Source organism: Brevibacterium sp. UCMA 11754 (assembly GCF_021532275.1).
Lineage (GTDB): Bacteria > Actinomycetota > Actinomycetes > Actinomycetales > Brevibacteriaceae > Brevibacterium.
On sequence record NZ_JACBOT010000036.1, the window covers coordinates 131,912 to 158,108 of the forward strand.

The 26,197-nt window shown below is 63.2% G+C and carries 26 protein-coding genes and 1 tRNA gene; 11 read left to right on the forward strand and 16 right to left on the reverse strand.

Features of this window, described 5'->3' with window-relative positions:
* Positions 1-31: 31 nt before the first annotated feature.
* From HX613_RS20805 to HX613_RS20820, 4 genes are read right to left on the reverse strand one after another with little or no spacing between them, the layout of a single operon-like run.
* On the reverse strand, positions 32-433 hold the full coding sequence (locus tag HX613_RS20805) for a TOBE domain-containing protein (protein ID WP_235347064.1): 402 nt from the start codon (positions 431-433) through the stop codon (positions 32-34).
* Positions 430-852, reverse strand: coding sequence for a molybdenum cofactor biosynthesis protein MoaE (locus tag HX613_RS20810; protein ID WP_198395595.1), 423 nt, complete (start codon positions 850-852; stop codon positions 430-432). Before HX613_RS20810 ends, HX613_RS20805 begins: the two co-directional genes overlap by 4 nt.
* The gene (gene moaC / locus HX613_RS20815; protein WP_235347065.1) at positions 849-1,319 is read right to left on the reverse strand and encodes a cyclic pyranopterin monophosphate synthase MoaC; all 471 of its coding nucleotides are present in this window, start codon (positions 1,317-1,319) and stop codon (positions 849-851) included. The genes HX613_RS20810 and moaC overlap by 4 nt, the downstream gene beginning before the upstream one ends.
* On the reverse strand, positions 1,316-2,575 hold the full coding sequence (locus HX613_RS20820; RefSeq protein ID WP_235347066.1) for a molybdopterin molybdotransferase MoeA: 1,260 nt from the start codon (positions 2,573-2,575) through the stop codon (positions 1,316-1,318). Before HX613_RS20820 ends, moaC begins: the two co-directional genes overlap by 4 nt.
* Positions 2,576-2,617: 42 nt before the next feature.
* Between HX613_RS20820 and moaA the strand changes: the two genes are divergently transcribed.
* Both moaA and HX613_RS20830 read left to right on the forward strand, forming a co-directional pair.
* A complete protein-coding gene (gene moaA, locus HX613_RS20825; protein ID WP_235347067.1) occupies positions 2,618-3,706 on the forward strand; it encodes a GTP 3',8-cyclase MoaA in 1,089 nt (362 codons plus the stop codon).
* Positions 3,707-3,952 carry a MoaD/ThiS family protein gene (locus tag HX613_RS20830; protein ID WP_235347068.1) on the forward strand — a complete coding sequence of 82 codons (246 nt, stop codon included), beginning with the start codon at positions 3,707-3,709 and terminating at the stop codon, positions 3,950-3,952.
* A 5-nt stretch (positions 3,953-3,957) separates the two neighbouring features.
* Here HX613_RS20830 and HX613_RS20835 read toward each other — a convergent pair whose 3' ends face one another.
* Both HX613_RS20835 and HX613_RS22885 read right to left on the reverse strand, forming a co-directional pair.
* The gene (locus HX613_RS20835; RefSeq protein ID WP_235347069.1) at positions 3,958-5,073 is read right to left on the reverse strand and encodes a ThiF family adenylyltransferase; all 1,116 of its coding nucleotides are present in this window, start codon (positions 5,071-5,073) and stop codon (positions 3,958-3,960) included.
* A gap of 20 nt (positions 5,074-5,093) precedes the next feature.
* Positions 5,094-6,293 carry a molybdopterin molybdotransferase MoeA gene (locus HX613_RS22885; protein WP_235347070.1) on the reverse strand — a complete coding sequence of 400 codons (1,200 nt, stop codon included), beginning with the start codon at positions 6,291-6,293 and terminating at the stop codon, positions 5,094-5,096.
* 78 nt (positions 6,294-6,371) lie between these two features.
* On the opposite strand from HX613_RS22885, the gene HX613_RS20845 reads away from it, so the two are divergent.
* Positions 6,372-7,229 carry a CPBP family intramembrane glutamic endopeptidase gene (locus HX613_RS20845; protein ID WP_235347071.1) on the forward strand — a complete coding sequence of 286 codons (858 nt, stop codon included), beginning with the start codon at positions 6,372-6,374 and terminating at the stop codon, positions 7,227-7,229.
* 142 nt (positions 7,230-7,371) lie between these two features.
* On the opposite strand, the gene HX613_RS20850 is transcribed toward HX613_RS20845, so the two are convergent.
* On the reverse strand, positions 7,372-8,841 hold the full coding sequence (locus HX613_RS20850) for a peptide MFS transporter (protein ID WP_235347072.1): 1,470 nt from the start codon (positions 8,839-8,841) through the stop codon (positions 7,372-7,374).
* 135 nt (positions 8,842-8,976) lie between these two features.
* Positions 8,977-10,239 (reverse strand): MFS transporter, encoded by a 1,263-nt coding sequence (locus tag HX613_RS20855; protein ID WP_235347073.1) that lies wholly within the window; start codon positions 10,237-10,239, stop codon positions 8,977-8,979.
* 261 nt (positions 10,240-10,500) lie between these two features.
* On the opposite strand from HX613_RS20855, the gene HX613_RS20860 reads away from it, so the two are divergent.
* Both HX613_RS20860 and HX613_RS20865 read left to right on the forward strand, forming a co-directional pair.
* Positions 10,501-10,914 carry a phage holin family protein gene (locus HX613_RS20860; RefSeq protein WP_198395586.1) on the forward strand — a complete coding sequence of 138 codons (414 nt, stop codon included), beginning with the start codon at positions 10,501-10,503 and terminating at the stop codon, positions 10,912-10,914.
* Positions 10,915-11,023: 109 nt separating this feature from the next.
* Complete coding sequence (locus tag HX613_RS20865; protein WP_235347074.1) at positions 11,024-11,254, forward strand: hypothetical protein; 231 nt, start codon at positions 11,024-11,026, stop codon at positions 11,252-11,254.
* 104 nt (positions 11,255-11,358) lie between these two features.
* Here HX613_RS20865 and HX613_RS20870 read toward each other — a convergent pair whose 3' ends face one another.
* Together HX613_RS20870 and HX613_RS20875 are read right to left on the reverse strand one after the other, a co-directional pair.
* Positions 11,359-12,228, reverse strand: coding sequence for an alpha/beta fold hydrolase (locus HX613_RS20870; protein WP_235347075.1), 870 nt, complete (start codon positions 12,226-12,228; stop codon positions 11,359-11,361).
* The gene (locus HX613_RS20875; RefSeq protein WP_235347076.1) at positions 12,225-13,124 is read right to left on the reverse strand and encodes a universal stress protein; all 900 of its coding nucleotides are present in this window, start codon (positions 13,122-13,124) and stop codon (positions 12,225-12,227) included. Before HX613_RS20875 ends, HX613_RS20870 begins: the two co-directional genes overlap by 4 nt.
* Positions 13,125-14,384: 1,260 nt before the next feature.
* Between HX613_RS20875 and HX613_RS20880 the strand changes: the two genes are divergently transcribed.
* Positions 14,385-14,457, forward strand: a tRNA-Ala gene (locus HX613_RS20880).
* A gap of 63 nt (positions 14,458-14,520) precedes the next feature.
* Here the strand turns inward: HX613_RS20880 and HX613_RS20885 are convergent.
* Genes HX613_RS20885 through yczR form a run of 5 tightly spaced genes read right to left on the reverse strand, consistent with a single transcriptional unit; the run spans position 14,521 to position 19,812 of the window.
* Positions 14,521-15,048 carry a methylated-DNA--[protein]-cysteine S-methyltransferase gene (locus HX613_RS20885; protein ID WP_328285014.1) on the reverse strand — a complete coding sequence of 176 codons (528 nt, stop codon included), beginning with the start codon at positions 15,046-15,048 and terminating at the stop codon, positions 14,521-14,523.
* A 31-nt stretch (positions 15,049-15,079) separates the two neighbouring features.
* A complete protein-coding gene (locus tag HX613_RS20890) occupies positions 15,080-16,534 on the reverse strand; it encodes a DNA-3-methyladenine glycosylase 2 family protein (RefSeq protein WP_235347077.1) in 1,455 nt (484 codons plus the stop codon).
* A gap of 32 nt (positions 16,535-16,566) precedes the next feature.
* Positions 16,567-17,535, reverse strand: a complete 969-nt coding sequence (locus tag HX613_RS20895; protein ID WP_235347078.1) for an arsenic resistance protein — start codon at positions 17,533-17,535, stop codon at positions 16,567-16,569.
* A gap of 10 nt (positions 17,536-17,545) precedes the next feature.
* Positions 17,546-18,337, reverse strand: a complete 792-nt coding sequence (locus HX613_RS20900; RefSeq protein WP_235347079.1) for a YggS family pyridoxal phosphate-dependent enzyme — start codon at positions 18,335-18,337, stop codon at positions 17,546-17,548.
* A 23-nt stretch (positions 18,338-18,360) separates the two neighbouring features.
* Positions 18,361-19,812 carry a MocR-like transcription factor YczR gene (gene yczR, locus HX613_RS20905; RefSeq protein WP_235347080.1) on the reverse strand — a complete coding sequence of 484 codons (1,452 nt, stop codon included), beginning with the start codon at positions 19,810-19,812 and terminating at the stop codon, positions 18,361-18,363.
* A gap of 136 nt (positions 19,813-19,948) precedes the next feature.
* Between yczR and yczE the strand changes: the two genes are divergently transcribed.
* Positions 19,949-20,626 carry a membrane protein YczE gene (gene yczE / locus HX613_RS20910; RefSeq protein WP_235347081.1) on the forward strand — a complete coding sequence of 226 codons (678 nt, stop codon included), beginning with the start codon at positions 19,949-19,951 and terminating at the stop codon, positions 20,624-20,626.
* A gap of 67 nt (positions 20,627-20,693) precedes the next feature.
* On the opposite strand, the gene HX613_RS20915 is transcribed toward yczE, so the two are convergent.
* Entirely contained in the window at positions 20,694-22,067 is a 1,374-nt protein-coding gene (locus HX613_RS20915; RefSeq protein ID WP_235347082.1) for a pyridoxal phosphate-dependent decarboxylase family protein, read from the reverse strand.
* A gap of 190 nt (positions 22,068-22,257) precedes the next feature.
* Here HX613_RS20915 and HX613_RS20920 point away from each other — a divergent pair, with 190 nt between their 5' ends.
* The 4 genes from HX613_RS20920 to HX613_RS20935 all read left to right on the forward strand — a co-directional run bounded on the left by HX613_RS20920 (position 22,258) and on the right by HX613_RS20935 (position 26,195).
* On the forward strand, positions 22,258-23,148 hold the full coding sequence (locus tag HX613_RS20920; RefSeq protein ID WP_235347083.1) for a TetR family transcriptional regulator C-terminal domain-containing protein: 891 nt from the start codon (positions 22,258-22,260) through the stop codon (positions 23,146-23,148).
* Entirely contained in the window at positions 23,145-24,056 is a 912-nt protein-coding gene (locus tag HX613_RS20925) for a 3-keto-5-aminohexanoate cleavage protein (RefSeq protein ID WP_235347084.1), read from the forward strand. Before HX613_RS20920 ends, HX613_RS20925 begins: the two co-directional genes overlap by 4 nt.
* Positions 24,053-25,567, forward strand: a complete 1,515-nt coding sequence (locus HX613_RS22890; RefSeq protein ID WP_235347085.1) for a 3-hydroxyacyl-CoA dehydrogenase NAD-binding domain-containing protein — start codon at positions 24,053-24,055, stop codon at positions 25,565-25,567. The genes HX613_RS20925 and HX613_RS22890 overlap by 4 nt, the downstream gene beginning before the upstream one ends.
* Before the next feature lie 76 nt (positions 25,568-25,643).
* Positions 25,644-26,195 carry a YdeI/OmpD-associated family protein gene (locus HX613_RS20935; protein WP_235347086.1) on the forward strand — a complete coding sequence of 184 codons (552 nt, stop codon included), beginning with the start codon at positions 25,644-25,646 and terminating at the stop codon, positions 26,193-26,195.
* The last annotated feature ends 2 nt before the right edge of the window (positions 26,196-26,197 follow it).

The window sequence follows — 26,197 nt, forward strand, 5'->3', positions numbered from 1 at the left end:
CTCAGCATCTACGACAACGAGGGCGAACTTGTCAGCCGGTTGCCGCAGTGTCGATGGAGACCATCGTGGCCTTCACCGAGGCGGTGGCAAGACTGCCCGGTTCGAGCTCGAGCTGTCTGCAGGCCTCTGCTGACATCAAGGACACGACGCGGAAAGGACCGCATTGGAGACTGACCTGCGCCATTACCCCGTCGATGACCACGTCGGTGACGAGACCGGCGAACCGATTGCGGGCAGAACTCACGACACCGGTCGGATCATCGAGGGCCGCAGAACTCGACTGCGCCAGCGCCACGAGCTCGCGCCCCTCAACCACTGCCCGATTGGATCCATCCTTGTGCTGGGTGAGTTTTCCTTCGCTGACCCACCGGCGGATGGTGTCATCACTGACCCCGAGGAACCGGGCCGCATCATTGATGCGCAGTTCCGTCATTCGAGTGCTCCCACCCATTCATCGTCTCCGTCGGAGAAGAACTGATGCTTCCAGATCGCCACCCGCGCCTTGACCTCGTCGATGAGCTCCGAGCACGCGGCGAAGGAATCATGACGATGTGGTGAGGCGACGACGGCGGCCAGGGCCACGTCTCCGATCTCGAGTGCACCGACACGATGGACCACGGACAGACGCACGACCGGATGCTTCGACGCGATCTCAGCAGCCACCTCGGCGATCTGGGTCGTTGCCAGCGGATGGGATTCGTAGGACAGTCTGTGGACGCCCCGCCCGTCGTCGTGGTCTCGGATGACACCGGAGAAGCTGACCACAGCACCGCAGGTGTCGTTGAGGACATCGGGCTCGAGGGCGTCGGTGCTGATCGGGGTCTCGACGATGTCGGTGTGGATGACGCTCATGTGTCCCGGCTCCAGTCGCCGCTGCGTCCACCCGACTTCTCGGTGACCTTGATATCGCCGATGATCGCCTGATTGTCGACGGCCTTGATCATATCGAAGATGGTCAGAGCGGCGATGGAGACAGCGGTCAGCGCCTCCATCTCGACACCGGTCTTCGACACGGTCTTGACGGCGCCATTGATGCGGACGGCGTCATCGAGGAGTTCGAAGTCGACGTCGATGCCGGTCAGCGGCAGAGGGTGGCACAGCGGGATGAGCTCGCTGGTGCGCTTGGCGCCCATGACAGCGGCGATGCGGGCCACCGGCAGGGCATCACCCTTGGGCAGACCCGCCTCGGCGATCATATCGATGACCTCGCTTCGAGTGGTGATGAGTGCGGTGGCGACGGCGCGACGTTTGGTCACGTCCTTGTCTCCGACGTCGACCATATGGGCGGCGCCGGAATCGTCGATGTGCGTCAGTGTCATGTGATCTTCCACGTCTTCAGCCTATCGCCTGCGCCGGGCTCATTCGACTGCGCGCCGGACGCTGCCGGTGGGATGAAGACGAGATGCGTGCTCTGGGCATAGTTGTGGAGCAGGTGGGAGCGGGATCCGCCCATGAGCTCTAGGCCCTCACCGGTCATCACGGCCCGGCGCACCTGCAGCTTTCCGCTCGGCGGGGCTTCGTCGAGTCCCCCGAGCAGACGGTGGTATTCGGTTTCGCGCGGGTCTTCGTCCACGTCGAGTCCCAACAGTGCGGGGCGGATGAACATCTCGAAGCTGATCAGGGCACTGACCGGGTTGCCGGGCAGCGCCACCCATGCGGTTCCGGCCAGTGTTCCGCATCCCTGCGGTCCCCCTGGCTGCATCGCGATGGGTTCGAAGACCATGGTCGAGGCTTCGTCGAGGTCGGCGGCGAGCTTGACGACCTCATGCGCCCCCTTCGAGATCCCGCCGGTCGAGATGACGAGGTCGCACTCGGATGCCTGCACCGCGTCGAGAAGTGCCCGCGGATCGTCGGGCACGGTGATGATGGTCGTGTCGACGCCCAGGCGGCGGAGACTGGCACCCAGGGTGATCGAGTTTGCGTCATGGATTCCGGCGGCGGCATCGGCGGTGATCTCATCCCCGGTGCTCACGATGAGCACTCGAGGCAGGGTCTGGACCTCGAGCGCGGTGATCCCGCACGCTGCTGCAACGCCGAGGTGGGCCGGCGTGAGCATCAGTCCGGCCCTGAGCACAATGGCTCCGGCGGCAACGTCGCTGCCTCGAGAGCGCACGAAGTCACCCGGGTGAGGGCCTGTCTCCGTGGCCGGCAGGGTGATGGTGATCTCCGAGGACTCGAAGTTCCCCGGCTGCGTATCCTCGATCTTGATCACTGTGTCGGTGCCCGCAGGCAGCGGTGCCCCGGTCATGATCTCGACCGCAGTTCCGGGCGCCACCTCTCCGCCGCGCGCCCCGGCCGCAACCCTGCCGCGTACCGGGATGGGGCCGTAGACTATGTGTGCGCTGCCCTCGGCGTCTGTGTCGTGCCTCTGCTGCGCGTTGCGAAGCGTGGAGACGGCCACGGCATATCCGTCCATGCTGGAGTTGTCGAAACCCGGAACATCGATCGGTGAGCTTACGGTGGTGCTCAGGCGCCGTGGCGAGTCGAGGAGTTCGCCGATCGGCCTTGTCTGCGTGTCGAGAAGCGGGCCGATCGTGTCGAGCACACGACGACGATGCATGATGGCGGTAGTCATGGGACGATGATAACGAAGATGTTGATCAAGGAGGATGGCAGAATGCGTAAGATCAGCCTGCCCACGCCCGTTCTGAGAACTCCGACAGTGGACCCGGGCGAGACGTTTACGGCCCATCAGGAGGATTCGCTCCTGGACACCTTCGGTCGACGTGCCCGCGATATGCGCATCTCGTTGACCGACTTCTGCAACCTGCGCTGCAGCTACTGCATGCCCGAGGAGGGTGTGGAGTTCATGTCTCGCGATGCGGCGATGACGGCCGAGGAAATCATCCGCTTCGTTCGCATCGGGGTCGAGAAGTTCGGCGTCGACCAGGTCCGGTTCACCGGTGGCGAACCGTTGACCCGCAAAGACGTCACCGAAATCATCGCCGGTGTCGCCGCACTTGAGCCCCGCCCCAATATCGCACTGACCACGAATGCGATCGGTCTCGACAAGCGTGCCGCGAAGCTGCGGGACGCAGGCCTCGACCGCATCAATGTCTCTCTCGACACCGTCGATCCCGAGACCTTCGCGACGATCACTCGACGCCCGTTCCTGGGCAGAGTGCTCGACGGGATCAAGGGTGCCCAGGCTGCCGGCATGGATCCGGTGAAGATCAACGCCGTGCTGCTGCCTGGCGTCAACGACCATCAGGCTCCGCAGCTGCTGCGCTGGTGTCTCGATCGCGGGCTCAAGCTGCGCTTTATCGAACAGATGCCTCTCGACGCCGGGCATTCCTGGGAACGCGGCACAATGATCACGGCCGCCGACATCTTCGCCTTGCTCGAACCCGATTTCGTCCTCACCCCCGACTCGGCGCCGCGGGGTGGTGCTCCAGCGGAGAAGTTCCTGGTTGCAAGCAGGGACGATCCGGAGACCATCATCGGCGACGTCGGCATCATCGCCTCGGTGACCCGACCCTTCTGTGCCGATTGCACCCGCACCCGTCTGACTGCAGAGGGACGAGTGCGCACCTGCCTGTTCTCACACACGGAGGTGGATCTGCTCACCGCCATGCGGGGCGGTGCCGACGATGAAGCGATCGCGAACCTGTGGAAGGGCGCGCATTGGAAGAAGCTGGCCGGACACGGCATGGATTCCGAGAGCTTCGAACAGCCCCAACGTCCCATGAGCGCCATCGGAGGATAAGTGCCCCAGATCAGAGTCCGCTTCTTCGCAGCCGCGCGAGAGGCCTTCGGAACCAAAGAATGCAGCGCCGAGGCTGCCACCATTGACGGGCTGATCACGACCCTGACGAAGGATGCCGCCACCGAGGCGAGGACGGTCATCTCCCGCTCGAGTTTCCTGGTCAACGCGATCGCTGCCACGGATCCTCACGCCGCTCTGAGCGAGGGCGATACCGTCGATGTCCTCCCGCCCTTCGCCGGCGGCTGAGTTCGTCAGCGCGGCAGTGACAGATACGCGAGAAAGCCCCCGGAGACAGAGCTGACCTCGCTGCCCTGCGCGCGCAGCTGTGCGCAGGCCCGGGCAGAGCGCACTCCCGAACGGCAGTAGAGAGCCACTTTCCCGTCCCCCGCGATCAGCCCGGGATCGCCCAAGAGGACGTCCATCGGTATGTGCCGAGCGCCTGGTACCATCCCTGCCGAGACCTCCTCCTCGTCTCTGATGTCGACGAGGTCCGTGCCGGGTGTGATCGACCCCCACGACACGCTCGGATCACTCCCCGCGGGCGTCCCGGCGGTCATCTCAGCACCCTGGCTGCGAAGTGCATCACCATAGTCGCCGAGGTGGCTGCCCAGCTCCGTGATCGGCTCACGTTCAGGTAATCGTCGAACCGGAACGCTCTCCCAGCTGGCGTCGAGGCTGCTATGGATGGAGACCGTGTTGTAGAGAGGGGTGCCGATGCCGGTGAGGACCTTGATCGTCTCCATTGCCATGGCCGCACCGATGCTTCCGCAGAGAGCTCCGAGCACACCGGCGGTGGCGCAGTCGGGTACTGATCCGGGGGCTGGGACGACCGGATAGAGGTCGCGCAGCGTTGTCCCCTGCCTCGAGTCGAAGACCGCGACCTGCCCGTCGAAGCCGAGGATCGTGCCCCAGACGAGGGGCTTCTTCAGGATCTCGCAGGCGTCGTTGGCTAAGTACCTGGTCGCGAAGTTGTCGCTGCCGTCGATGACGATATCGGCTGGGCCGATGAGCTCGAGGGCGTTGTCCGGTGTCAACAGCACGGGGTGCGTGATGATGTCGAGGGTCGAGTTCAGTTCTCCCATTCGTGCTTTGGCGGAATCGACCTTCCGGTGGCCCACGCTCGCTTCGGAATGGATGAATTGGCGGTGCAGGTTGCTCAGTTCCACCGTGTCGGGGTCGACGATGCTGATGCATCCGACCCCGGCCGCCGCCAGGTACGTCAGGACCGGTGCCCCGAGCCCACCGGCACCGATGACGAGCACATGAGACGCAAGGAGTGCGGATTGGGCCTGCGGGCCGAAACCGTTGAGGCGGATCTGACGGGCATAGCGTTTCGTGTCCGCAGGGGTGAGTGCATGTGCTGACATGTGACTCAGTCTAGTTGGCTTCAGCAGTCGAGGACCGCGATGATGTCCCCGGTCCGAATCGTCACGGGGGCTCGAGGTGCACGGATGATGACGTCGGCGCCGGAGAAGTCGCGCAGTCGTGACCGGTCCAGGGCTTCGACATCTCCCGCTGTGGTGAATCTGCCAGGCAGCAGGCTGACGGCCTTGTTATGTCCGATGATGTCGGGACCGGCGTAGACGGCCTTCTTCCACCGCGATCCGAGGAGACGCGCCTCGATTAGAGAGCGTGCGAAGAGGTGGAAGGACAGGAAGGCTCCGGTCGGTGTGCCTGGGAGATGCAGCAGTGGGACATCACCGCAGCGTCCGTACCCCTGGGGCCCGCCCGGTCGCAGTGCCAGACGCAGGAACGACGAGTGGTCGCCGCTGAGGGCCTGTCTGACGACTTCGAAGGCACCGGCACTGATGCCGCCGGTGGTGATGATCAGGTCAACGCAGGCCTCGAGCTCGCCGATGATCTGCCGGAAGGCTTCCGGGTCGTCTCCGCAGCTGCGTTCGATGGGGACGGCTCCGGCGGCGGTGATCGCTGAGCTGAGCATGGGCAGGTTCGAGTTGTGGATGAATGGCTGCGCAGACGCGGTGAGACCGGTGTGCACCACATCCCCGGTGCGCAGCTCATCCCCTGTGACGATGAGACCGATGGTGAGAGGGCGGAGGACCCTGACGGTCTCGCGTCCCATCATGGCCAGTGTGCCCACACCGGCGGAGCTGATCGTCTTGCCTGATCGGATGACGGTGTCTCCGACCTGAGTGTCCTCCCCTACTGCTCTGATGTTCCACCCGGCTTGCAGTCCCGTTGGCCACGACGGGACACGGACGTGATCGGGAGCTGGCCCTGCGGCCTCGGCATCGGTGAGTTCGACGGGAACGACCACCACGGCGCTGGAGGGCACCTGCGCTCCGGTCATCACCCGCACGGCGGTGCCCGGTGCGATGTCCACCGGCAAAGCACCGGCGGGGATGTCACCGCTGAGGGCAACCTCGGAGCCGGCCCGGGAGCTGTCCAGTGCCGACTCATCGAAGGCGAAGCCGTCCATCGCCGCGGTGGCGAACGCTGGGATGGGCGCCTCGGCGATCACGTCGGCGGCTGCGGTTCTGTCGGTCGCCGACGCTGTGGGAATCGTCTCCACGGTGTGCGGCGGGGCCGATGAGATGATCAGTCGGCAGTATTCCTCGGGTTCCACGGGTGTCCTTTCGCCTGTGTCAGATACTACGAGGAGTTGCCGGTTCTCGGGCTCGTGTTCGGACTGTGGTGATTTAGAGTGTCAAGCGTGGACACACAAACGCGATTCGAACCTGATTCCAAACGATTCGATCTCATTTCCTGGCCGGGGCTGGCCGCAGTGCTGTTGGCGCTGTCCGCATTCGTCCTGTTCGGGCTCGGAACCACGTTTCCTGAGTTGAGGGCCTTCGGCTACGTGCCGATGGTGGCCTCCCTCATCGTCGCATGGATGGCCGACCGAGAGTTCGCACGCGACCTCAGCGTCATCGCCGGCTGCCTGGGACTGATCTCCTCAATCTCGGTGGCTGCAGACATCTCGTGGACCAACATTGCTCGGATGGGAGTTGTGCTGTCCGCCGTCGTGATCGGGCCATGGCTGATCACCCGATATGGGTTCAAGGATCGGACCATCGTCTTCCCTCTGCGTCGGGGGCAGAAGTGGTCGCGCATGGAATGGGCATGGCTGGCCTTCGTCATCGTCGTCGCCTGGCTCGTCCTCCCCCAGTACTTCATGCGCACCGGGGTCTATCTCAACTGGCCACCGGTGACTCAGTGGGATGAGATCGTGCGACTCTTCTTCGGCGTCAACGCTGTCGGCATCTGGGATGAGCTGTTCTTCATCTGCACGGTCTTCGCCTTGCTGCGCAAGCACTTCGCCTTCTGGACTGCGAACGTGTTCACCACCATCATCTTCGTGTCCTTCCTGTGGGAGCTGGGCTATCGATCGATCGGCCCGGTGCTGACGATCCCGTTCGCACTCGTCCAGGCCTATATCTTCACTCGAACGAAGTCGCTGCCCTATACCGTGACTGTCCATCTCCTCTTCGACGCGCTCGTCTTCCTCACGATCGTCCACGCACACCATCCCGAGGCGCTGCCCATCTTCATCGGGGTGTAGCCGACCGCAGTTGTCATCCAGCGGTGCCAGGCATTTCCCGCACACATGACGAAACGCCCTGGATCACGAGGTGTGAGCCAGGGCGTCTCATCGAGTCAGAGCATGCTCGCACGGGAAGCGTCCCCTGTGCGAGCACCCCGCATCAGCGGATTCCGCGCAGCGCCTTGAGCATCGGCTTGGTCAGGGTCAGAGCCAGCAGACCCAGAATGATCGATGCTGCACCGATCGAAGTCCAATACGGTGTCTGGTTGTCGGCCGAGTAGTAGCCGCCGAGGACACCCGACAGTGCGGTTCCCACGCCAGAGGCGAGGAAGAACACAGCGATCATCTGCGACTGGAACACCTTCGGTGCGACCTTCGAGGAGAAGGACAGACCGATCGGTGAGATGAGGAGTTCGGCGAAGACGAACAGCAGCAGGATGAAAGCCACCCACAGCAGCGGAGTCTCATGCTCGCCGGCATTCGCATACGGCAGGAACAGCAGAAAGGCGATGCCGATGAGGATGAGCGAGAGCCCTGCCTTGACCGGAGTCGAAATCTGACGCGTGCCCAGCTTGAACCACAGTGCCGAGAATACCGGGGCGAAGGCGATGACGAAGATCGGGGGGATGAGCTGGAGCCAGTTGATCGGCATCTGCCAGCCGAAGATCACGCGATTCATCTGCGTGTCCGAGTACGCGGTGAGCGTCCCGAAGATCTGCTGGTACAGGGACCAGAAGACCACACAGGTGATGAAGAAGGGAATGAACGCCAGCACACGTGAGCGCTCATCGGCATTCGTCTGCGGGCTGACGCCCATGACGATGAAGTAGCACGCCGCGGCACCGGCCGAGATCCCTGCTATCCACCAGTCCAGATTGTCCGGGTTCACGACACCGGAGAACCAGAGCACGACGATGAGGATGACTGCAACGACGATGGCCAGCAGGAAAAGGTAGAGCTTCGAGGACGGCAGCGGATTGACAGCACCGCGCGATTCGTCCGGCAGGTTCTTCCGCGCTGTCGCATAGATGATCAGACCCAGAGCCATACCGACGGCGGCAGCGCCGAAACCGACGTGGAAGCCGATCTCCTTCTGCAGGAGACCGGTGATGAGCGGTCCCAGGAACGCACCGAGGTTGACGCCCATGTAGAACAGTGTGAACCCGGCATCCCTGCGCGGGTCCTTCTCCGTGTAGAGCTCACCGACGAGGGCCGAGGCGTTGGCCTTGAGGCCACCGGAGCCGAGAGCGACGAGGATGAGACCGGCGGCGACTCCGCCGAAGCCGGGGATGAGCGCCAGGCATATGTGGCCCACCATGATGATGATCGCCGAGTAGAAGAGGATCTTCTCGGCGCCGAGGATCCGGTCTGCGACCCATGCGCCGAGGATCGTCGCCAAGAACACGGCGCCGCCGTAGGCGCCGACGATTCCGATGGCTGTCGGCTGAGGCATGCCCAGGCCGCCCTCGGACACCTGGAAGTACAGGTAGATGGCGAGGATGCCGTTCATGCCGTAGTAGGAGAACCGTTCCCACAGTTCGAGGCTGAAGAGCTGCATGAGCGGAAGCGGGTGCCCGAAGAATCGGGTGTCGTTCCGCGCGGCCTCGGTCGTCGAGGTGCTTGATGACATATCGTGCTTTCCGTAGTGACGTGCAATCGCGCTCTGCATGCGCGATTCACTCTGAACAAGCGGCCATGCTACTCCCCGTTATTGCTCAGGTCACACGCGCACAATGCTGGGACGTCGCGTCCCAGCAAGCGGAAACTACGAGTGAACCAGGTCTCTTTTTCGGGCTTCTTTGCCGACGAGGAGATTGAGCAGTCCGGCAACGAGGACGAGTGCGGAAGCCGCCATCGGGACAGCCATTGCGGCCGAGGTTCCGGCCTCCTCGGCGAGGATACCGTTGACCGCCGATGCCACCGACTGGCCGACGATGATCGCAGAACCCGCCATGGACATCACGGTCGCCGAGCGACCAAGCGGACTGCGTTCGGCAGCGAGGCTGAACAGAGTCACCAAGGTCGGCCCTACCGCGCAGCCCATGAGCAGGAGGGCGATGACCACGATGACCATCGAAGTCGACGACGCCATGATCACGGCTCCGATGAGCATCAGGGGTGCGAAGGACAGCAGTCTTGCCCAGAGGGCATAGCGTGGAGAGAACACCGCAACGGTGATGGCCAGAATGGCAGAGCCGATGCCCATGATTCCGTAGATGAGACCGGCTTCCTCGGGGCGCCCGAGGTCGTTCATCAGTGAAGTCAGGGCCGTCAGCGTCGACCCGAATACGAGCCCGATGCCGAAGACACCGAGGACGACGACGAAGACGCCGAAGGTGAACAGCTCCTTGGCCGGAGCCTGGACTCGTGGCTGCGCTGAGGTGCTCACAACTGCCCGGCCCGTGGGGTGGAGGGCGAAAGAGGACACGAAGACCAAGGTCATGACGACCGCGCCGATAATCGGCGCGACCGGGTGGAGGGTCGTGGCGAGGAGGCCGACGATGAAGGGGCCGAAGACGAATACGAACTCATCGGCCGCCGACTCGTAGGCCATTGTGCCGTTGAGAGTCTTCTGCTGTCTGGGGCCGTTGAGCTTGGTCATGATGATCTCAACGAGTCGTGAGCGTGACATCGGGGCGACTTGCGGGGCTGTAGCGCCGATGGCGAAGGCGGCGATGAGCACGACGGAATCAGGTAGAGGGCTGAAGACGACCCAGGCCATGAAGATCAGGGCGATGCTGTTGAGCAGACCCACGATCAGCAGGACGCGGCGCTGTCCCCAACGATCAGCTGCGGCGCCGATGAAGGAGCCGAAGATCGCCGTTCCCAGGCCGACCATGGCGGAGTTGATTCCGCCGAGGCTCAGCGAGTCACGGCCGGCGACGACGAGGGTGAGGACTCCGATGACCACCATGGCATAGGGCAATCTGGCCACGAAGGCGATCGGGAAGTAGGTGCGGCCCACGATGCTCAGCAGCGTCGGTGCTGCGATCTGATCGGGACGGGTGCGGGTTTCGTTGCTGGGCATATCAATCCAGTTTCTCCCCCATCACTGCGATGGGGATCGGTGCCGCCGTGGTGACCTGGATCAAAATCACTCGGTAGATGCACTCTTGCTGTCTGTGTCGGCGCCAGTGGGCGCTTCCTCCAGGCTACCGGGATCGGAGCCTGCAGACGAGGGTGATCGTGAACTCAGGCGTTTGAGCTTGCTCACCTTCGCTGTCTGGCACAGACCTCATTCCCATCCGCGACTCAGTAAGAATGCAGACGAGAATGGGAGGATATCTGCATGAACTTCCTCTCTCGAGTAGTCGTCAACGCATGTGCGATCTGGGTTGCGGCTTGGATTCTGCCTGGCGTTGCCATCGCAGGAAACCGAGTCGTGGAAGACCAGACCGGGCCGATCGCCGCCACGATCATCTCCTACCTCGTCGTCGGGTTGATCTTTGGTTTGGCGAACGCGTTCATCAAACCGATCCTCAGCTTCGTGTCCGCACCGATCACGTGCCTGACCCTGGGGCTGTTCTCGATCGTCATCAACGCGATCATGCTGGCGCTGACCAGTTGGCTCAGCGGCTTCACCCCGTTCCAGTTCACCATCGACACCTTCTTCCCTTCGGCCATCTTCGCCGCGATCATCATTTCCATCGTCTCCGCCCTTCTGGGCTGGTTGGTCCCGGAGAAGAGTTCCGCACGCGACTGATCGGTGCCCACCGTGACTCGGGCGTCAGCCGCACCCGGAATCTTCTCTACTGCGTGTAGACTTAATTTCAGTGTGTCAGTCTGCACCCCAATGACCGTCGGAGGAGAACATGTCCAACATCGCCACCACGAAGAGAACACGGAACTCAGCAACGTTCGCTGACGTCATCGTCTTCATCTTCTCGTTTGCCCTCTTCGTGTTCGGCCTCTACCTCTTCGGCGCTGGATTCTTCGGTGCCGCCGGTACTCAGTTCTGGCTCTTCTGGGCCGGTCTGCTCGCCTCCTGCCTCGCGTTCATCGTCCCCATGGTCTATCACTGGATCGTTGACCGTAAGGGCTGAGTCCCTGGCATGATCGAAAGGGGGCCGATGCGTTGATTCGCATCGGCCCTCTTTCGCTGTTCAATCCCTGCCGTTTCGCTGCTCAGTCCCTGCCGTTTCGCTGCTCAGTCCCTGCCGCGACAGAATCCCATGATCGCCGAGGCGGCTTCCTCGGGACGCTCATAGTGCACCAAGTGCCCCACACCGGAGAGCTCGACGGGCTGTGCACACGCCAACTCCGATACGAATTCGCGAGTCGCCGGGATCGGGGCGATGGCGTCCTTGTCTCCGGCGATGACGAGCACGGGCATCCTCAGGTCGCCGGCCACCTCGGTGACGGTGTGGGCGACCGAAACCTCGAAGGCCGCTGCCAGAGAATCCCGATCGCTGAAGGTGGAGAAATGCCGAGCATGCTGGTCGTGGATATAGCGTCGCAGCCCGCGGTCACTGGTCGTGGCCATGACCTCGCTCATCGCCCGCACGATGACCGGATTGGCCAGCAGCTGGTGACCGATCGTCTCCGGCAGCCGGGCTCCGAGGTTGTAGTAGACACGGGTCAGAGCCGTCAGCAATTTGGCGGAGCCTTCGAGCGCCGGTGTCGTGATCGGGTTGATGAGGATGAGCTCACCGACAGTCGCCGGTCGGCGCGCAGCCATATGCGCGACCAGGATCGACCCGAAGGAGTGGCCGAGAACGATCGGCGCGGCCTGCCAACGCGAAGTAACCTCTGCGATGAGCCCGCCGAGATGATCGCAGTAGCTGTCTAGACTCAGACCTGCCGACAGCGGAGGCGTGAGGCCGAACCCCGGAAGATCGCCGACGATGACATCGCGATCACGAATCGCCCCTGCCATGAGGTCCATTCCGTGGTGGTCGCCGCGGAATCCGTGGACCATGAGCACAGGACGCGCGGTCGATCCCGAGGAGTGCACCCACACAGCGGTTGGGTGACCGTCGACGGTGAAGTCGGTGCGTGTGGGAGCAGATCGGCTCACTGCGTCGAGGCGGTGCTGATCGCGCGCCGGGGCACAACGACGACGGGTACCGGCAGCACACGCAGCAGTCTCCTGGCACGAGCACCGATGAACACACGACCGCCTCGGCCGAGTCTGCTCGAACCGATGAATGCGATCTCGCCGGGTTGGAAGTCCACGTTCGCGGCAGCGTCCTCGATGTCGGCTCCGGCCTGAGACTTGACGACGGCTCGGCCCGACTCGAACATCTCGGCCGCGCGGCCGGCCAGCACCGCTCCCCCGTACTCCTCGGCGAATTCCTGAATCTCCACGGTATCGTCATCGCCGAGCCCGTCGTTTTCGATCAGGGACAGCAGCCGCAGGTCGACGTCGAGGGCCGCGGCTGACCGCACGGCGGCACCGATGAGCGCCGCTGCTCCGGGGCGGGCGCCGAAGAGTGTGGTGATTCGGGAGACGGGACCGATGTCCGAGTTGCCTGCCGGAGCCAGGACCACCGGGACCACTGAGGAATGGAGCAACGAGGTCGCGACGGTCCCGATGCGGAATGAGCGCATCAGCGTCGTGGCTCGAGCACCGATGACAATGCCGAGTGCACCTTCGGTCTCGGCGACCTCCATCAGACCTTTGGACTCATTGGACGAGGTGTGGATGACACCGCGGGCCGTGACATCGTCGGGCACCAGGGCCAGCGCCTCGTCGAGCCAGTCTTCGAGCTGCTGCGAGACGATCCCGGTGCCGTCCTGCGGAATCGAATTGCCTGCGGTGAATGTCGATGACTCCGGACGCACGATCGTCACGATGAGTTCGATCCCAGCAGAACGTGCCAGTGAGATGGCCAGAGCGATGGCGTCGCGTCCACGGTCGGTGGCGATGTATCCGACGACCAGTCGTCGAGGGGTGGCAGCAGGCTGTGACATTATCTTCTCCCAGTAAGTCGCGAGTCTGAGAAGATTCTACGTCGGCAAGTCAGCATTCTTCGACCCCACATCCCGAGCCCGATGGAAAGGTGCTCCACGTGACAGTGCGCATCGATGGTCGGCCCCATCGATGGCTGGCCCGAATAGGCCACGATTCTCATTAGCCACAATAAAGTTCAGAAAGAATGAACAAAACCTACACACAGTTCTTCACCTGTGATAAATTCGACAGTGCAATTACGGATTCGCACAAACCCCAGAATTGCACTAGTCCATCTTGAGCGCTGACGCCGCTCAAACGAGATCCACGACCAAGAAGGGAGCGCAGAACTATGCCGAAAATTATCGCATTTCCGAAATCCCAGCACTGCTGGACCGGGAACACTGCCTGCTTGATTGGCGGACAAGGGCTCGTCGGCTGAATTTCAGCCGCATCTTACGTCTTTCTCCACCGGTCATCTGAACGCCGGTACTTTCTCTGCTGCAGGATCACCCAGGCCATACCGCTGTGTCGCCACCGTTGGCGCTCACACGGTGCATTCACGCCTGAGGTGACCTCGCCCAGGACACCGTTGTTCGCCAGGTGCGTTCATTCATGAACACCACCGACCTTATGGGGTCTTGAACCACCATCCGATTGAGCCTGACTGTGGGCTGCTGCCGTCAATTCATCTGATCGACACCAAGACTCAGATGATTGCGGACATCGGTTCGTGAATTCATATCCCAGAAGTCGCTTTCATTCGAGTCTTCGGGCCTTTCTTCAGCTCATTGTCCTCGAACATTTCCACTAACCCTCATTTGGGCACTCCCCCTGCCCGAAAACATTAAGGAATCGTTTTGTCCACGGCATTTCCATTCACATATCCGCGGCGTGTGGCACTGAACACAGGGCTCAAGTTGATCCAATGGGCCCGCCGTCCGACTGCCGCCGCAAAGGATCGCAAGCAAGCCACTCGTCGAGACCGTCGTCAGGCGCAGCTTCGCAGACTCGCTCGAGATGAGCGGGTGAAGGAGCAGCGCGAACGCGAAGTCGCGAAGTATCTCTACTATGTTCGGCCCATGATCTGATGTCCGGTGGCCGGGATCGGGAGATCGTCTGGTCCCGGCCGCCATCAGGTTCCCTGTCCCGGCCACCGGCAGGTTCCCTGTCCCGGCCACCGGCAGACCACACCACCGGCTAACCACATGATGTGGCCAGCGTCACTCTCCGCCGATTTGTCGTCCCGCGTGCACCTGAGTAATATTGATCGAGCAAGCGGGGGTATGGCGCAGTTGGTAGCGCGTCTCCATGGCATGGAGAAGGTCAGGGGTTCGAATCCCCTTACCTCCACCGCGCGAAGGGCCCGGTCTCATCCTAATGAGGCCGGGCCCTTCATCGTATGCGAGACTGCCGTCAGCGACCCGCTTCGAGGTCGAGCAGTGTCCGCTTCCTCTCTTCACCCCAGGCATAGCCGGTCAGCGAGCCATTCGCCCCGATCACACGGTGGCAGGGAACGATGATGCTGATCGGGTTCCGACCATTGGCGGCTCCCACTGCGCGTGCCGCTGTCGGTCTGCTGATCCATGCAGCGAGTTCCCCATATCCGGCGGTGAGGCCGTAGGGAATCGTTGTCAGCGCCTGCCAGACTTCGCGTTGAAATTCGGTGCCCTTCGGGGCCAATGGGATGTCGAATGCGACGCGAGTTCCCGCGAAGTACTCGGCGAGCTGCTCCCCCGTCGCTGCGAACACCGTGAGTCCGTCGTCGAGGACCGGTTCGGCTTCGCCTGACATTGCCAGTCGCTCCAGGATCCGATCGAAATCATCCAGGTAGAGTCCGGTCAGGTGATCACCGTCGGAGGTGAGAAGAATCCTCCCCAGCGCCGAGTCGATGATCGAATATCGCACCACGTTCGCCGTGGGCTGGGTCAGTGTCATCGTCATTGTGTTCTCCGTTCCTGATTCGGTGTGCTGTTCATGGTTGTGGCTGGGAGTGTTGGGCCCACAGCAGGTGGGTGATGTAGGACCTCCACGGTCGTGCGCGGTCCGACTGCTGGGTCCAGCCGGTCATGTCCTTGGCTGAACCGTTGAGCTCCTCCATAGCCTTCCTGACTCCGAGGTCCGAACTGAGAAGGACATCGGGGTCTCCCAGCGCACGCATCCGAATGTAGCCAAGACTCCACGGACCGATTCCCGGGATGGCGAGCAGGCTGTCGTTGACCTCTGTCCGGTCGCATCCCGGACCCAGATCGATCGAGCCGTCTGCCAGGTGTGCACTCAGCGCTCTCAGGGTGCCGATCCTGCGGCCGGGCAGCGACCAATGCTCGTCGGGGATCTCCGCGATTGCGGCTGCGGTAGGAAACACTCGGTCGACGGTGCCGACCCTCAGTTCATCAGGCAGCACCTGACCATAGGTGGTCACCAGGCGATTCAGATGAGTCTGCGCAGCGCTGACCGAGATCTGCTGGCCCAGGACCGTTCGAATTGCGAGTTCGACGGGGTCGCCTGTTCCTGGAGAGCGGATGCCCGGGTACCTGTCGATGAGCGCGGAGAGTCCTGCCTCGGTCAGTGTCGCTCGCACCGCGATGGGGTCCGCGTCGAGGTCGAGGATTCGCCTGGCCCTGGCGACCGCGCTTCCCAGGTCGCGGGTATCGGCTAAACGGAGGTGGCATTCGATGTAGTCTCCGGCACCCGGTGTCAGGGACAGGACAGCAGGTCCGTGCGCTAAGCGCAGCGAACGGGTGTAGCGATCACCGCGGACGTCCTCGATTCCGGGAATCGCACGCACACTCAGATACCTGAACATGTGAGCATGGTCGAATGGCGGCCGGTAGGCGAGGCGGACAGTGATGTCCTGTCCGGTGTGCGCTTTCCCAGCACTGCTGCGCAGATCCCGCGGAGTCGACGAATAGACGGCGCGGAAGGTGTCGTTGAATTGTCGAATGCTCGAGAATCCGGCTGCGAAGGCGATCTCGCTCATCGATAAGCTCGTCGATTCGACCAGCGTGCGAGCAGTCCTGACGCGTTCGGTGCGGGCGATGGCAAGCGGCCCGACGCCGATCTCGGACTGCAGCACTCGTCCCAGCTGCCGTGGGCTGTATCCCAACGCCGAGGCGAGGCCGGAGATCCCCGCCCGGTCGACGAGACCATCTTGGATGAGTCTCACGGCCCGGGCGGTGACATCGGCTCGAATATCCCACTCAGGCGAATTCGGGCTGGCATCGGGTCGGCACCGTTTGCAGGCCCGGAATCCGGCTTCCGCCGCGGCCGCTGCGGTCTGGTAGAAGCCGACGTTCCTGCGCAGCGGAGTTCTCGCCGGACAGGACGGACGGCAGAAGATACCCGTTGAGTGAACCGCGGTGAAGAACATTCCGTCGAAGCGTCTGTCGCGCCCGGCCACTGCCTGGTAGCACTGATCTGTGGTGAGCATGTGACCATTCTGCTCGCCTAAGAGGGACAATACTAGCGGTTTTCGGACACGGCGGTGTCCGGGAGGAGTCGCGGGACCAGACGGACGAGGAGGAGCATGAAGACAAGCTCGACCATCGTCTGCGCGACGACGGTCGAGGGACCGATGCCGTCTGCGGTGATGGCTCGCACGATCGGGAGCATGACCAGCGAATTGCGGGTGACGGCGGTGAAGACGAGGCCTCTCCCCTGACCCACGTTCAGAGGCAGCACCCGCGCCAGGATCGCGCCGAGGCAGGTCATGATGGCCGCGAACACGACGAATGTCGCTATGGCACCACCAAGTTCCCACAGATGCGAAGCGATCAGGGGCACCTGAGCCGCGGCGATCACAGCCAAGGTGAGCATCATCAGCGGCACCATCGACCCCGAGGCACTCTGGACGCAGCGATCCACGACCGTCGACCTCCGAGACAGGAGACGCACGACGACTGAGGCACCCAGCGGCAGGAGGATGAAGATGACGAGGGCGGCGATGAAGGGCCCTGGCGCGATCAGTCCGACTGCGGTGGTGCCGAGAATGATCCACAGGTAGACCGGCAGGAGGATGATCTGGACGAGCATGAGCACCGGCGTCAGTGCCAGCAGGCTTACGTGGTCGCCGCCGGCCAATCTGGTGAAGACGAGGACGTAGTCGACGCAGGGGGTGAGGAGAACGATGAGGACAGGCAGGATGATGGGCTGAGCAGGAGGCATTACGACATAGAGGCCGGCGACGATAAGCGGGACGATCAGGAAGTTGACGAGGGCGACTGCGCCCAGGAACTTCATGTCTGTGAAGGAATCACGGACGGCATCGAACGGGATGTCGAGGAATGTCACGAACAGGAGCGCGATGAGGCAGGGCGTGATCGCAGCGGCGGCGAGCGATGATGCCACCGGCAGGCCCAGCCCGATGAGAGCACCTGTGACTATGGCGATGAGGTACCAGAGAACCTGATGTCTGGTCAGTGAAGCGAGCACGCGGGGACAGTCAGCCGTTCTCGGGCCAGTAGTAGCTGTCAGGCAGTGCCCTTTTGCCGAAGATGGCCTGGCCGACACGAACGCAGTTCGCTCCTTCTTCGATGGCCACTTCGTAGTCCCCTGACATGCCCATAGAGAGTTTCCCGGCACCGATCAGCTCGGGGTCGGTCTCCTGCGCCTGGTCCCGCAGAGTCCGCAGACCCCGGAAGCAGGTGCGGACGCGATCGAGGTCGGAGGAGAACACCGCGAGAGTCATCAGGCCTTGTACGTTCAGGGTCGGGAACTGCGGCAGTTCTCGCAGGAAGTTCAGGAGTTCTTCAGGCGGCATCCCGAACTTCGACTCTTCTGCCGAGGTGTTGACCTGAACGTAGACGTCCAAGCTGCGACCCGCCGCTTCGAGACGTCGGTCCAGAGCAGCTGCGACCTTCAGTCGGTCCAGAGCCTGGAATTCGGAGGCGAACTTCGCGACGTCACGTGCCTTGTTCGACTGCAGATGACCGATCACGGCCCAGTCGATGTCCAGGTCAGACATCTCGGCCGACTTCCGGAAGGCCTCCTGCACCTTGTTCTCGCCGAGCTTGTGGCAGCCGGCGGCAACAGCTTCCCGGATCCTCTCCTGAGGAACCGTCTTGCTCACTGGCAGCAGTTCGATCTCAGAGGAGTCGCGACCGGCCCGTGCAGCCGCGGATTCGATGCGCCGATTCACCTCGGCGATGTTGATCCGGAAGTCCTCAGCCGTCGTCGCAGTCGAATACTGTCCGTTGTGGTTGAGCCCCTCGTTCGCGGCCTGATCCTCGTCCATATCCTCATGGTACCCAGACCGTCTCAGGCGACGATCCGCGCTCGTCCGGCCGGGACACGGTCGGTGGACTTCAGAGCATCGTCCCAGGCAGCGGCGAGGCGGGGGCCGACCTCATCCAATTGCGTCTCGGAGACGGTGTATGGCAGACGGACCCACCGGTCCAGGCCTCCGGCGGGGGCGAAATTGGGTCCGGAGACCAACCCGAGCCCGTGTCTTCTCGCGGCGACGGCAAGGGCGCCCGAACGGTCCTCGGGCAGGCGGCACCACAGCGCCATGCCTCCGCTGGGCACGACGACCTGCCACGTAGGAAGATGAGCTCGCACCTGCGCGGCGAGGTTGTCCCTGGCCGCACGCAGCTTGTCGCGGTATGCGCGAACGATCGTGTCATGGTCACGCATGAGTTCGACGGCGACAAGCTGTTCAAGCACGGGTGCGCCGAGGTCGAGGCTCAGACGCGTGGATGCCATCGCCTCAATACGGTGGGCCGGAATTCGCAGCCACCCGACGCGCAGGCCGCCCCAGTAGATCTTGCTGGTGCTTCCTGCCGTGATCGAGTCGGGAACGAAGGCCGCCATCGGCGTGGGTGTCGGATCTCCTTCGAGCCCCAGCTCGACCAAGGACTCGTCGAAGATCGGCACCATGGAGTTGCGCCGAAGCATGGACCCGAGTTCGGGGCGCTGCTCTTCGGGCAGAAGCGCCCCGGTGGGGTTGTGGAAGTCGGGGATCAGGTAGGCCGATCGCACACGGGTCTGGCGTGCGATGTGGTCCATGGCCTCGATGTCCCAATGGTGTCCGGCCGGGCCCACTTCGAGCGGATAGGGAATCAGAGAGGCACCGGCGCCTTCCAGGGTCGCGATCGCATTCGGGTAGGTCGGACTCTCAATGAGCACCCGGCCTCGACTCTCGTTGAGTGCGCGCACGGCGATGGCCACGGCGCCGAAGGCTCCCGAGGTGATGAGGATCTGATCCGGATCGGTGCGGACACCGCGAGCGGTGTAGCTCTCGGCGATGAGCTCCCTGAGAACGGGAAGCCCCGAAGGATAGTAGCCGGTACCGGGCAGATAGGCGTGGATCTGCGTGACCGCGCGTTCGTAGGCTCCCAACAGCCATGGCGGCGCCACCGAGGCGGTGCAGGTGAGGTCGATCTCCGCCTCGTCGGCTCCGGCCGGGGTCAGGAGATGATCGATGCGACCGCCCGGGACTTCCGGCATCTGGACCACGCTTCCGGAACCGCGCCGGGTGAGGACAAACCCCTGTTCGCGCAGCTTCGCAAAGGCGCGGGTGGTCGTCGTCCGAGACAGGCCGGTCGCGGCTGCGACCTCACGCTCACTGGGCAGCCTGGCCCCGACCGGGATGCGGCCGTCGCCGATTGCGCGCGAGATCCCTGCCGTCAGTGAATCATAGGCTGGTCCGGGCCACGGTCCGGTGCCGATGATGCCTGCCAACCTGGGTCCGCTCATCACTGCCGTGCTCATGCCGCCCTCGCTGTGTCGATGCCTCGTCCACCCCACCGGTGGCGATATGACCACTTTCTTCCAATTGGCTCTTTTTTACAAGGCCAGTTCGAGACAAGATGGTGATATCAGTCAGAACGAACCGGAAAGACCTACGATGTCATCGACACCTGTGCCGAAGCGCGAACTCGCGAATATCGGTCCGATCCAGCAGCTCAAGAGCGGCCGACTCCCCCGTCGACTGCCGCAGCTGCTCTTCGGCCTCTACCTCTACGGCGCATCGATGGCCATGATCGTGACATCCGGGCTGGGCATGATGCCCTGGGACGTTCTCCATTCGGGCATCATCAAGCACCTGCCGCTGACATTCGGCACCATCGTCACGATCATTTCCTTCCTCGTCCTCCTCATCTGGATTCCGCTCAAGCAGCAGCCAGGACTCGGAACGGTGCTCAACGCCCTCTTCATCGGCCCCTCTCTCGACCTGACACGGCTCTTCCTGCCCCAGCCTGAGGAGCTGTGGTGGAATATCGCACTCCTCGTCGGCGGCATCATCCTCAACGGAGTCGCCTCGGCGATGTACATCGGCTCGCAGTTCGGCCCCGGCCCCCGCGACGGCCTGATGACGGGCCTGTCGCGGGTCACCGGCAAGTCGATCCGACTGGTGCGCACCCTCATCGAGGTCAGTGTGGTCATCGTCGGCTGGCTGCTCGGCGGCGTCTTCGGCGTCGGCACCGCGCTCTATGCTCTGGGCATCGGACCGATCACGCAGTTCCTCCTGCCCGCATTCACCGTCGAGCTCCGGCCGCGGCCCCGGCCTCACGCCAAGGGCTGAGCACGGCTTCACGCCTAGGGTTGAGCAGGGCCTCACGCCAAGGGCTGAGCAGCCTCAGAGCGTCGAGTCACTCCATCGTGTCAAGAATGTCGACGAGATCTTCAAAAGTCGTGAGCGGATTGACGATCGCGAACCTGGCATTGGGCCGCCCCTGGTGCGAGCTGGGTACGACGAAGGCCCGCTGATCTTCCAGCAGTCGGTCCGACCACTGCTGATAGTCCTCACGGGACCAGTCGGCACGTTCGAAGACGACGACCGAGAGTTCGGGCTCGCGGACGAGTTTGAGATTCGGACGCTTCTTGATCTCTGTGCCGATCTGCATCGCCAGCTCGATCGAATGGCCGATGGCTTCGCGATAGGTCTCGGCACCGTAGCTGGCCAGGGAATACCACAACGGCAGGCCCCGAGGTCTCCGGGTCAGTTGAATGGCGTAGTCCGAAGGACTCCACTCCTCAGCGTCGGTGAGGGTATCGAGATATTCGGCGCGCTGGGTGTGCGCTCGCCGCCCCAGCGTCGGGTCGCGGTAGATGAGCGCGCAGGCGTCGAACGGGGCGAAGAGCCACTTGTGCGGATCGACGATGACCGAATCGGCGGATTCGACGCCAGCGAACTTGTGCCGCGCCAGGGGTGAGAGCATCGCAGCCAGCCCATAGGCCCCGTCGATGTGAAGCCAGAAGTCGTAGTCATCCTTGAGCGCCGCAATTCCGGCGATATCGTCGATGGTGCCGAAGTTCGTCGTCCCCGAGGTCGCGACCACAGCGATGACGGCATCGCCGTGCTCTTCAAGCGCGGCCCTGACGCCGTCAGGACGCAGAATGCCGTCGTCACCGGTCGGTACGGGTGCCACATCGACGTCCATCACGCCTGCCGCCGAGGCGACCGAGGAGTGCGCTTCGGCGCTGCACACGATGACCCAGCGCCCCGGCTTCTCTTCGCCGAGCGCGGCCTTGCGCGCATCACGGGCCGCGACGAGAGCTGACAGGTTGCCGATCGTGCCTCCCTGGACGAAGACGCCGCCGGCGCTCGTCGGCAGCCCGAACTCTCCGGCCAGCCACGACAGGACCTCGTTCTCGGCATGGACGACGCCTGCCCCCTCGAGCCACGAGCCACCGTAGAGCGCGCTGGCGGAGACCACGAGGTCGAACGCCACGGCCGCCTTCGTCGGCGCGCTCGGAATGAAGGACAGGTATTTCGGGTGGTCAGTTGTGATGCAGGCGGGAGCGAAGATGTGCTCGAAGATCGCCAGCGCGCGAGATGACCCGACACCATCCTCGGTGATGGTCGGTCCGGCCAGTCGTCTGAGTTCGGTCTCGGTCGTCGGATGGTCAAGTGGAGTGTCGACGGCCAAGGTGCGCCGACGCGAGTAGTCGAGGACGAGGTTGACGAGGTTTCGGGTCTCGTCGGATACGACGTGCATGCGTGAATGGAGATTGTCGTTCATGGGCCCCTCCGATGTGGGAACAGTGTCATCAGGCGATCGGTTCATCCCTTCGAGAATATCCGCTCCCCTCTGATCCCGGCGGTCTCCAGGCCGCGAACATGGCAACCGATGCGAACAATGCCAGTCGCAAGTATTGATTTTTCACCAGTATTACTTGCGATCTGCGCATAGGGAAGATAGATTGGCGGCCATGAGGGATCGCAACGCAGCCGGTGTCGACGGAGCCGGTGTCACAGCCCAACGGGCCAAAGAGGCACTGCGCACCAGCGATCTGTCCCAACGACATGTGGCAGCGAGCATCGGAATCGATGAGACGAAGCTGTCGAAGTCTTTGTCGGGCCGACGCAGATTCGGCACCGAAGAGCTCCTCGCTCTGGCCACCACTACCGGAGTGACGGTCAGGTGGCTGCTCGGCGACGAATCGCAGGTGTCCGCGACTCCCCTGCGGTTCCAACCAGGAACTGACCGGAGTCCCGGGTCATCCCTGGACTCCTCGCCGCGCAGGCTCATCGTCGAGACGGCATGGGATCTGTTCGCCCGCCATGGCTATGAAACGGTGCGGATCGCGGACATCGCAGACGCCGCTGGGATCTCGAATGCGAGCATTCACTATTACTTCGATGGGAAGTCCGACCTCTTCGACGCAACACTCGACTATTCGGTCAAGCTCGCCTTCGACCGTCAGATCGCCTGGCTCGACGAGATTCCCAACCCCCACCGCCGGCTCGAACGTCTGCTCGAACTCCAGTCGCCCATCGGCCGCACCTCACGCAGCGAGTGGTCGATCTGGCTCCAGACCTGGGCTCGGCTCGGTCTCGAAGACGCCCATACCTCTGACTACCCGGCTCACTACGAACGCTGGTCGCACACCGTGCGCTCCACCATCGAAGCCGGTCAGTCCGCCGGGCTCTTCCGGCCCGGCGACAGTGAGGCCATGGCCGATGAGCTGACCTCGCTGCTCGATGGCCTCGGGGTCAAGGTCCTCACCGGAATCATGGACGTGGCAACCTTCCGCCGTCGACTCTCCAGTTACCTCAAACGCGCAATCGTCAACACCAACCCTGATGAGGAGTCATCATGAATCGCAAGGTCATACTCACCTGTGCCGTCACCGGCGCCGGCGACACAGCGAACAAGAGCGAGCACGTGCCCGTCACACCGCAGGAGATCGCCGATGATGCGATCGCGGCTGCTCGTGCCGGTGCGTCCGTCGTGCACATCCACGTCCGCGACCTCGACACCAAGCAGGGTTCCCGGGAGGTCGCCCACTACCGCGAGGTCGTGCGCAGAATACGTGCCTCCGACGTCGATCCCGTCATCAATCTCACCGCAGGAATGGGTGGAGATCTCGTCGTCGATCCCCAGGATCCGACCACTCACATGCCGGGCACGGATCTCGTCAATGCCCTCGAACGACTTCCCCACGTCGAAGAGCTGCTGCCCGAGATCTGCACCCTCGACTGCGGTTCCCTGAACTTCGGCGACGGATCGAACATCTATGTGTCCACGCCTGACATGCTGCGTGAGGGCTCGAAGAAGATCCAGACGCTGGGCGTCCGCCCCGAGCTCGAGATCTTCGACACCGGAAACCTGTGGTTCGCCAATGTGCTCGTCGAAGAGGGCCTCATCGATCCGCCGCCGCTCTACCAGCTGTGCATGGGAGTCCCCTACGGAGCACCGGTCGATGCCGGGCTCCTGACGGCCATGGTGAACATGCTGCCGACCGGTGCGCAGTTCACCTCCTTCGCCATCGGTCGCAATCAGCTGCCGTGGGTTGCCCAGTCCGTTCTCGCCGGAGGCCATGCCCGGGTCGGGCTTGAAGACAACCTGTACTTGGCAAAAGGGGTCAAGGCCACCAACGCCTCGCTGACCGAACGCGCTGTCGACATCATCGAGGATCTCGGCGCAGAGGTCGCCACACCCGACGAGGCCCGCAACATCCTCGACCTGCGGGTGCAGGCACCGATCGTGACGGGACTCGACCTGTGAGCGCGGCTGTGACTGCCCAGCCCTACCCTGACGTCGCATCCATCACCACGGTCACCTGCATCGGGGCCGGCACCATAGGCGGCGGTTGGGCCGCCTACTTCCTGGCCCAGGGCTACACGGTCAGAGTCTGGGACCCAGCACCGGATGCGGCCGAGAAGCTCACCCGCCTCATCGATGCAGCCTGGCCCGCACTGGCCGAACTCGACATGGTCGCAGGCGCAGACCGTCATGCCTGGACGGTGCACACTGACCTCGCCGAGGCTGTGGCAGGGACCGGTTTCGTTCAGGAGTCGGCTCCGGAGGACCTCGAGCTCAAACGCAGCCTCCTAGCCAGCATCGATGCCGTCTGTGACGAACACGTCGTCATCGGCTCGTCCACCTCCGGCTACAGCATGACCGAGATGGCGGTCGACGCCAGGCATCCCGAACGCCTCGTCGTCGGGCATCCGTTCAACCCGCCCTATCTCATACCACTCGTCGAGGTCGTCGGCGGAGAGTCCACTGCCGTTGCGGCCGTCGACTGGGCGGCCGAGTTCTACACCCGGATCGGGAAATCCGTGATCAGAATGGACCACGAGGTTCCCGGGTTCATCGCCAATCGGCTCCAAGAGGCGCAATGGCGAGAGGCTCTGCACATGATCGACCATGGTGAGGCCACGGTAGATCAGATCGACAGGTCGATCACCGATGGTCCCGGCCTGCGCTGGCCGTTCCAAGGACCGATGCTCACCTTCCATCTAGCCGGCGGTGAGGGCGGAATGGCACATATGCTCGACCACTTCGGTCCTTCGCTGAAATCACCCTGGACCCGTTTGGATGCTCCGGAGCTCACACAGAAGCTCCGCGATGATGTCGTGGCCGGCTGTGAAGCGGCCAGTGGTGACAAGACGATTCCTGATCTCATCGCCACGCGGGACGCAGGCATCATCGCCCTGCGCAGGCTCACGGCCGACCTCGAAGCCGCAGATGGAACGCAGCGGCGGACAACCTCGGCGGATGCCTCCGAAGCAGAAGGGGTGTCCACCGAGACCGAACTGCGCGGTCAACCAGCACCACGGAGTCAATCGCAGCCGATCGAACTCGGGACCTATCGGACCCAGGTGATTTCAGACTGGATTGACTACAACGGCCACATGTCCGAAGCCTTCTACGTTCTGATCTTCGGTTTCGCCACGGATCAGGTGATGGACCAGATCGGGCTCGGCCAGAAACATCGTGAGGCACATTCCACCTCGCTCTACACAGTAGAGTCCCACATCCGCTACCTCGACGAGGTCGGGCTCGGCGTACAGGTGGAAGTCATACCCACCCTTGTCTCCGCCGGGTCGAAGAAGATGCATCTGGCCTACGAGATGAGAGCCGCTGGGCAGCTCATCGCGACCGAGGAGATCATTGCTGTGCACGTGGACCAGAAGTCGGGCGCGGCCGCACCGTTCCCCAGCGACGTGTCGGAACGCCTCAGGAGGATCGGGTTTGCATCTCCTGACTGGGTGGGACGGAAACTGGGATGAGACCGAGACAGGCTGAGTCATCAGGCTGTCAGCAATCGAGAAGTCACGCATGTGCCAGGAGACTATCCTGGTGACCATGAGCACGAAGAAGAGCACTCCCACAACCATCACATTCTCCACGCAGTTGGAGATCATCAACGACAGACCGATCCTGCGCCTGCCCGCCGATGCCAGTGCGGAACTGCCCTCCCGCGGCCAGGTCGCCGCGCATGGGCAGGTCGGCGGGGTCGACGTCACTACGGTGGTCGAACCCGACGGAATGCGCGGACATTGGATCAATGTCACCGACGAGCTGTCTGCGCAGCTGGGTGCAGACCATGCCGACACCGTGGACGTGTCACTGACTCCGACGAAGGAATGGCCGGAGACCTCGGTTCCCGATGACTTCGCAGCAGCACTCGACGACGCACCCGATCTGGCGGAGGTGTGGGCCGGGCTGACGCCGATGGCGCGGTGGGAGTGGGTGCGGTGGATCCAAGCGACGAAGAACGCTGATACCCGCGCACGCCGCGTGGAAGTCGCGATCTCCAAGTTGGAGTCGGGGAAGCGACGCCCCTGCTGTTTCGATCTGGCCTCCTGCACCGATCCTGAGCTGGCGAAGAGCGGGAAGCTCCTCGGCATCTCCTGACA

What these genes read in the sequence shown, in the direction of transcription:
- moaC (WP_235347065.1), bottom strand. Translation starts at nt 1,319, where the DNA reads ATGACACTGACGCACATCGACGATTCCGGCGCCGCCCATATGGTCGAC.
- HX613_RS20915 (WP_235347082.1), bottom strand. Translation starts at nt 22,067, where the DNA reads ATGAACGACAATCTCCATTCACGCATGCACGTCGTATCCGACGAGACC.
- HX613_RS20885 (WP_328285014.1), bottom strand. Translation starts at nt 15,048, where the DNA reads ATGACGATGACACTGACCCAGCCCACGGCGAACGTGGTGCGATATTCG.
- HX613_RS20855 (WP_235347073.1), bottom strand. Translation starts at nt 10,239, where the DNA reads ATGCCCAGCAACGAAACCCGCACCCGTCCCGATCAGATCGCAGCACCG.
- moaA (WP_235347067.1), top strand. Translation starts at nt 2,618, where the DNA reads ATGCGTAAGATCAGCCTGCCCACGCCCGTTCTGAGAACTCCGACAGTG.
- HX613_RS20890 (WP_235347077.1), bottom strand. Translation starts at nt 16,534, where the DNA reads ATGCTCACCACAGATCAGTGCTACCAGGCAGTGGCCGGGCGCGACAGA.
- HX613_RS20805 (WP_235347064.1), bottom strand. Translation starts at nt 433, where the DNA reads ATGACGGAACTGCGCATCAATGATGCGGCCCGGTTCCTCGGGGTCAGT.
- HX613_RS20925 (WP_235347084.1), top strand. Translation starts at nt 23,145, where the DNA reads ATGAATCGCAAGGTCATACTCACCTGTGCCGTCACCGGCGCCGGCGAC.
- HX613_RS20835 (WP_235347069.1), bottom strand. Translation starts at nt 5,073, where the DNA reads ATGTCAGCACATGCACTCACCCCTGCGGACACGAAACGCTATGCCCGT.
- HX613_RS20865 (WP_235347074.1), top strand. Translation starts at nt 11,024, where the DNA reads ATGTCCAACATCGCCACCACGAAGAGAACACGGAACTCAGCAACGTTC.
- yczE (WP_235347081.1), top strand. Translation starts at nt 19,949, where the DNA reads ATGTCATCGACACCTGTGCCGAAGCGCGAACTCGCGAATATCGGTCCG.
- HX613_RS20935 (WP_235347086.1), top strand. Translation starts at nt 25,644, where the DNA reads ATGAGCACGAAGAAGAGCACTCCCACAACCATCACATTCTCCACGCAG.
- yczR (WP_235347080.1), bottom strand. Translation starts at nt 19,812, where the DNA reads ATGAGCACGGCAGTGATGAGCGGACCCAGGTTGGCAGGCATCATCGGC.
- HX613_RS20860 (WP_198395586.1), top strand. Translation starts at nt 10,501, where the DNA reads ATGAACTTCCTCTCTCGAGTAGTCGTCAACGCATGTGCGATCTGGGTT.
- HX613_RS20810 (WP_198395595.1), bottom strand. Translation starts at nt 852, where the DNA reads ATGAGCGTCATCCACACCGACATCGTCGAGACCCCGATCAGCACCGAC.
- HX613_RS20920 (WP_235347083.1), top strand. Translation starts at nt 22,258, where the DNA reads ATGAGGGATCGCAACGCAGCCGGTGTCGACGGAGCCGGTGTCACAGCC.
- HX613_RS20900 (WP_235347079.1), bottom strand. Translation starts at nt 18,337, where the DNA reads ATGGACGAGGATCAGGCCGCGAACGAGGGGCTCAACCACAACGGACAG.
- HX613_RS20850 (WP_235347072.1), bottom strand. Translation starts at nt 8,841, where the DNA reads ATGTCATCAAGCACCTCGACGACCGAGGCCGCGCGGAACGACACCCGA.
- HX613_RS20820 (WP_235347066.1), bottom strand. Translation starts at nt 2,575, where the DNA reads ATGACTACCGCCATCATGCATCGTCGTCGTGTGCTCGACACGATCGGC.
- HX613_RS20875 (WP_235347076.1), bottom strand. Translation starts at nt 13,124, where the DNA reads ATGTCACAGCCTGCTGCCACCCCTCGACGACTGGTCGTCGGATACATC.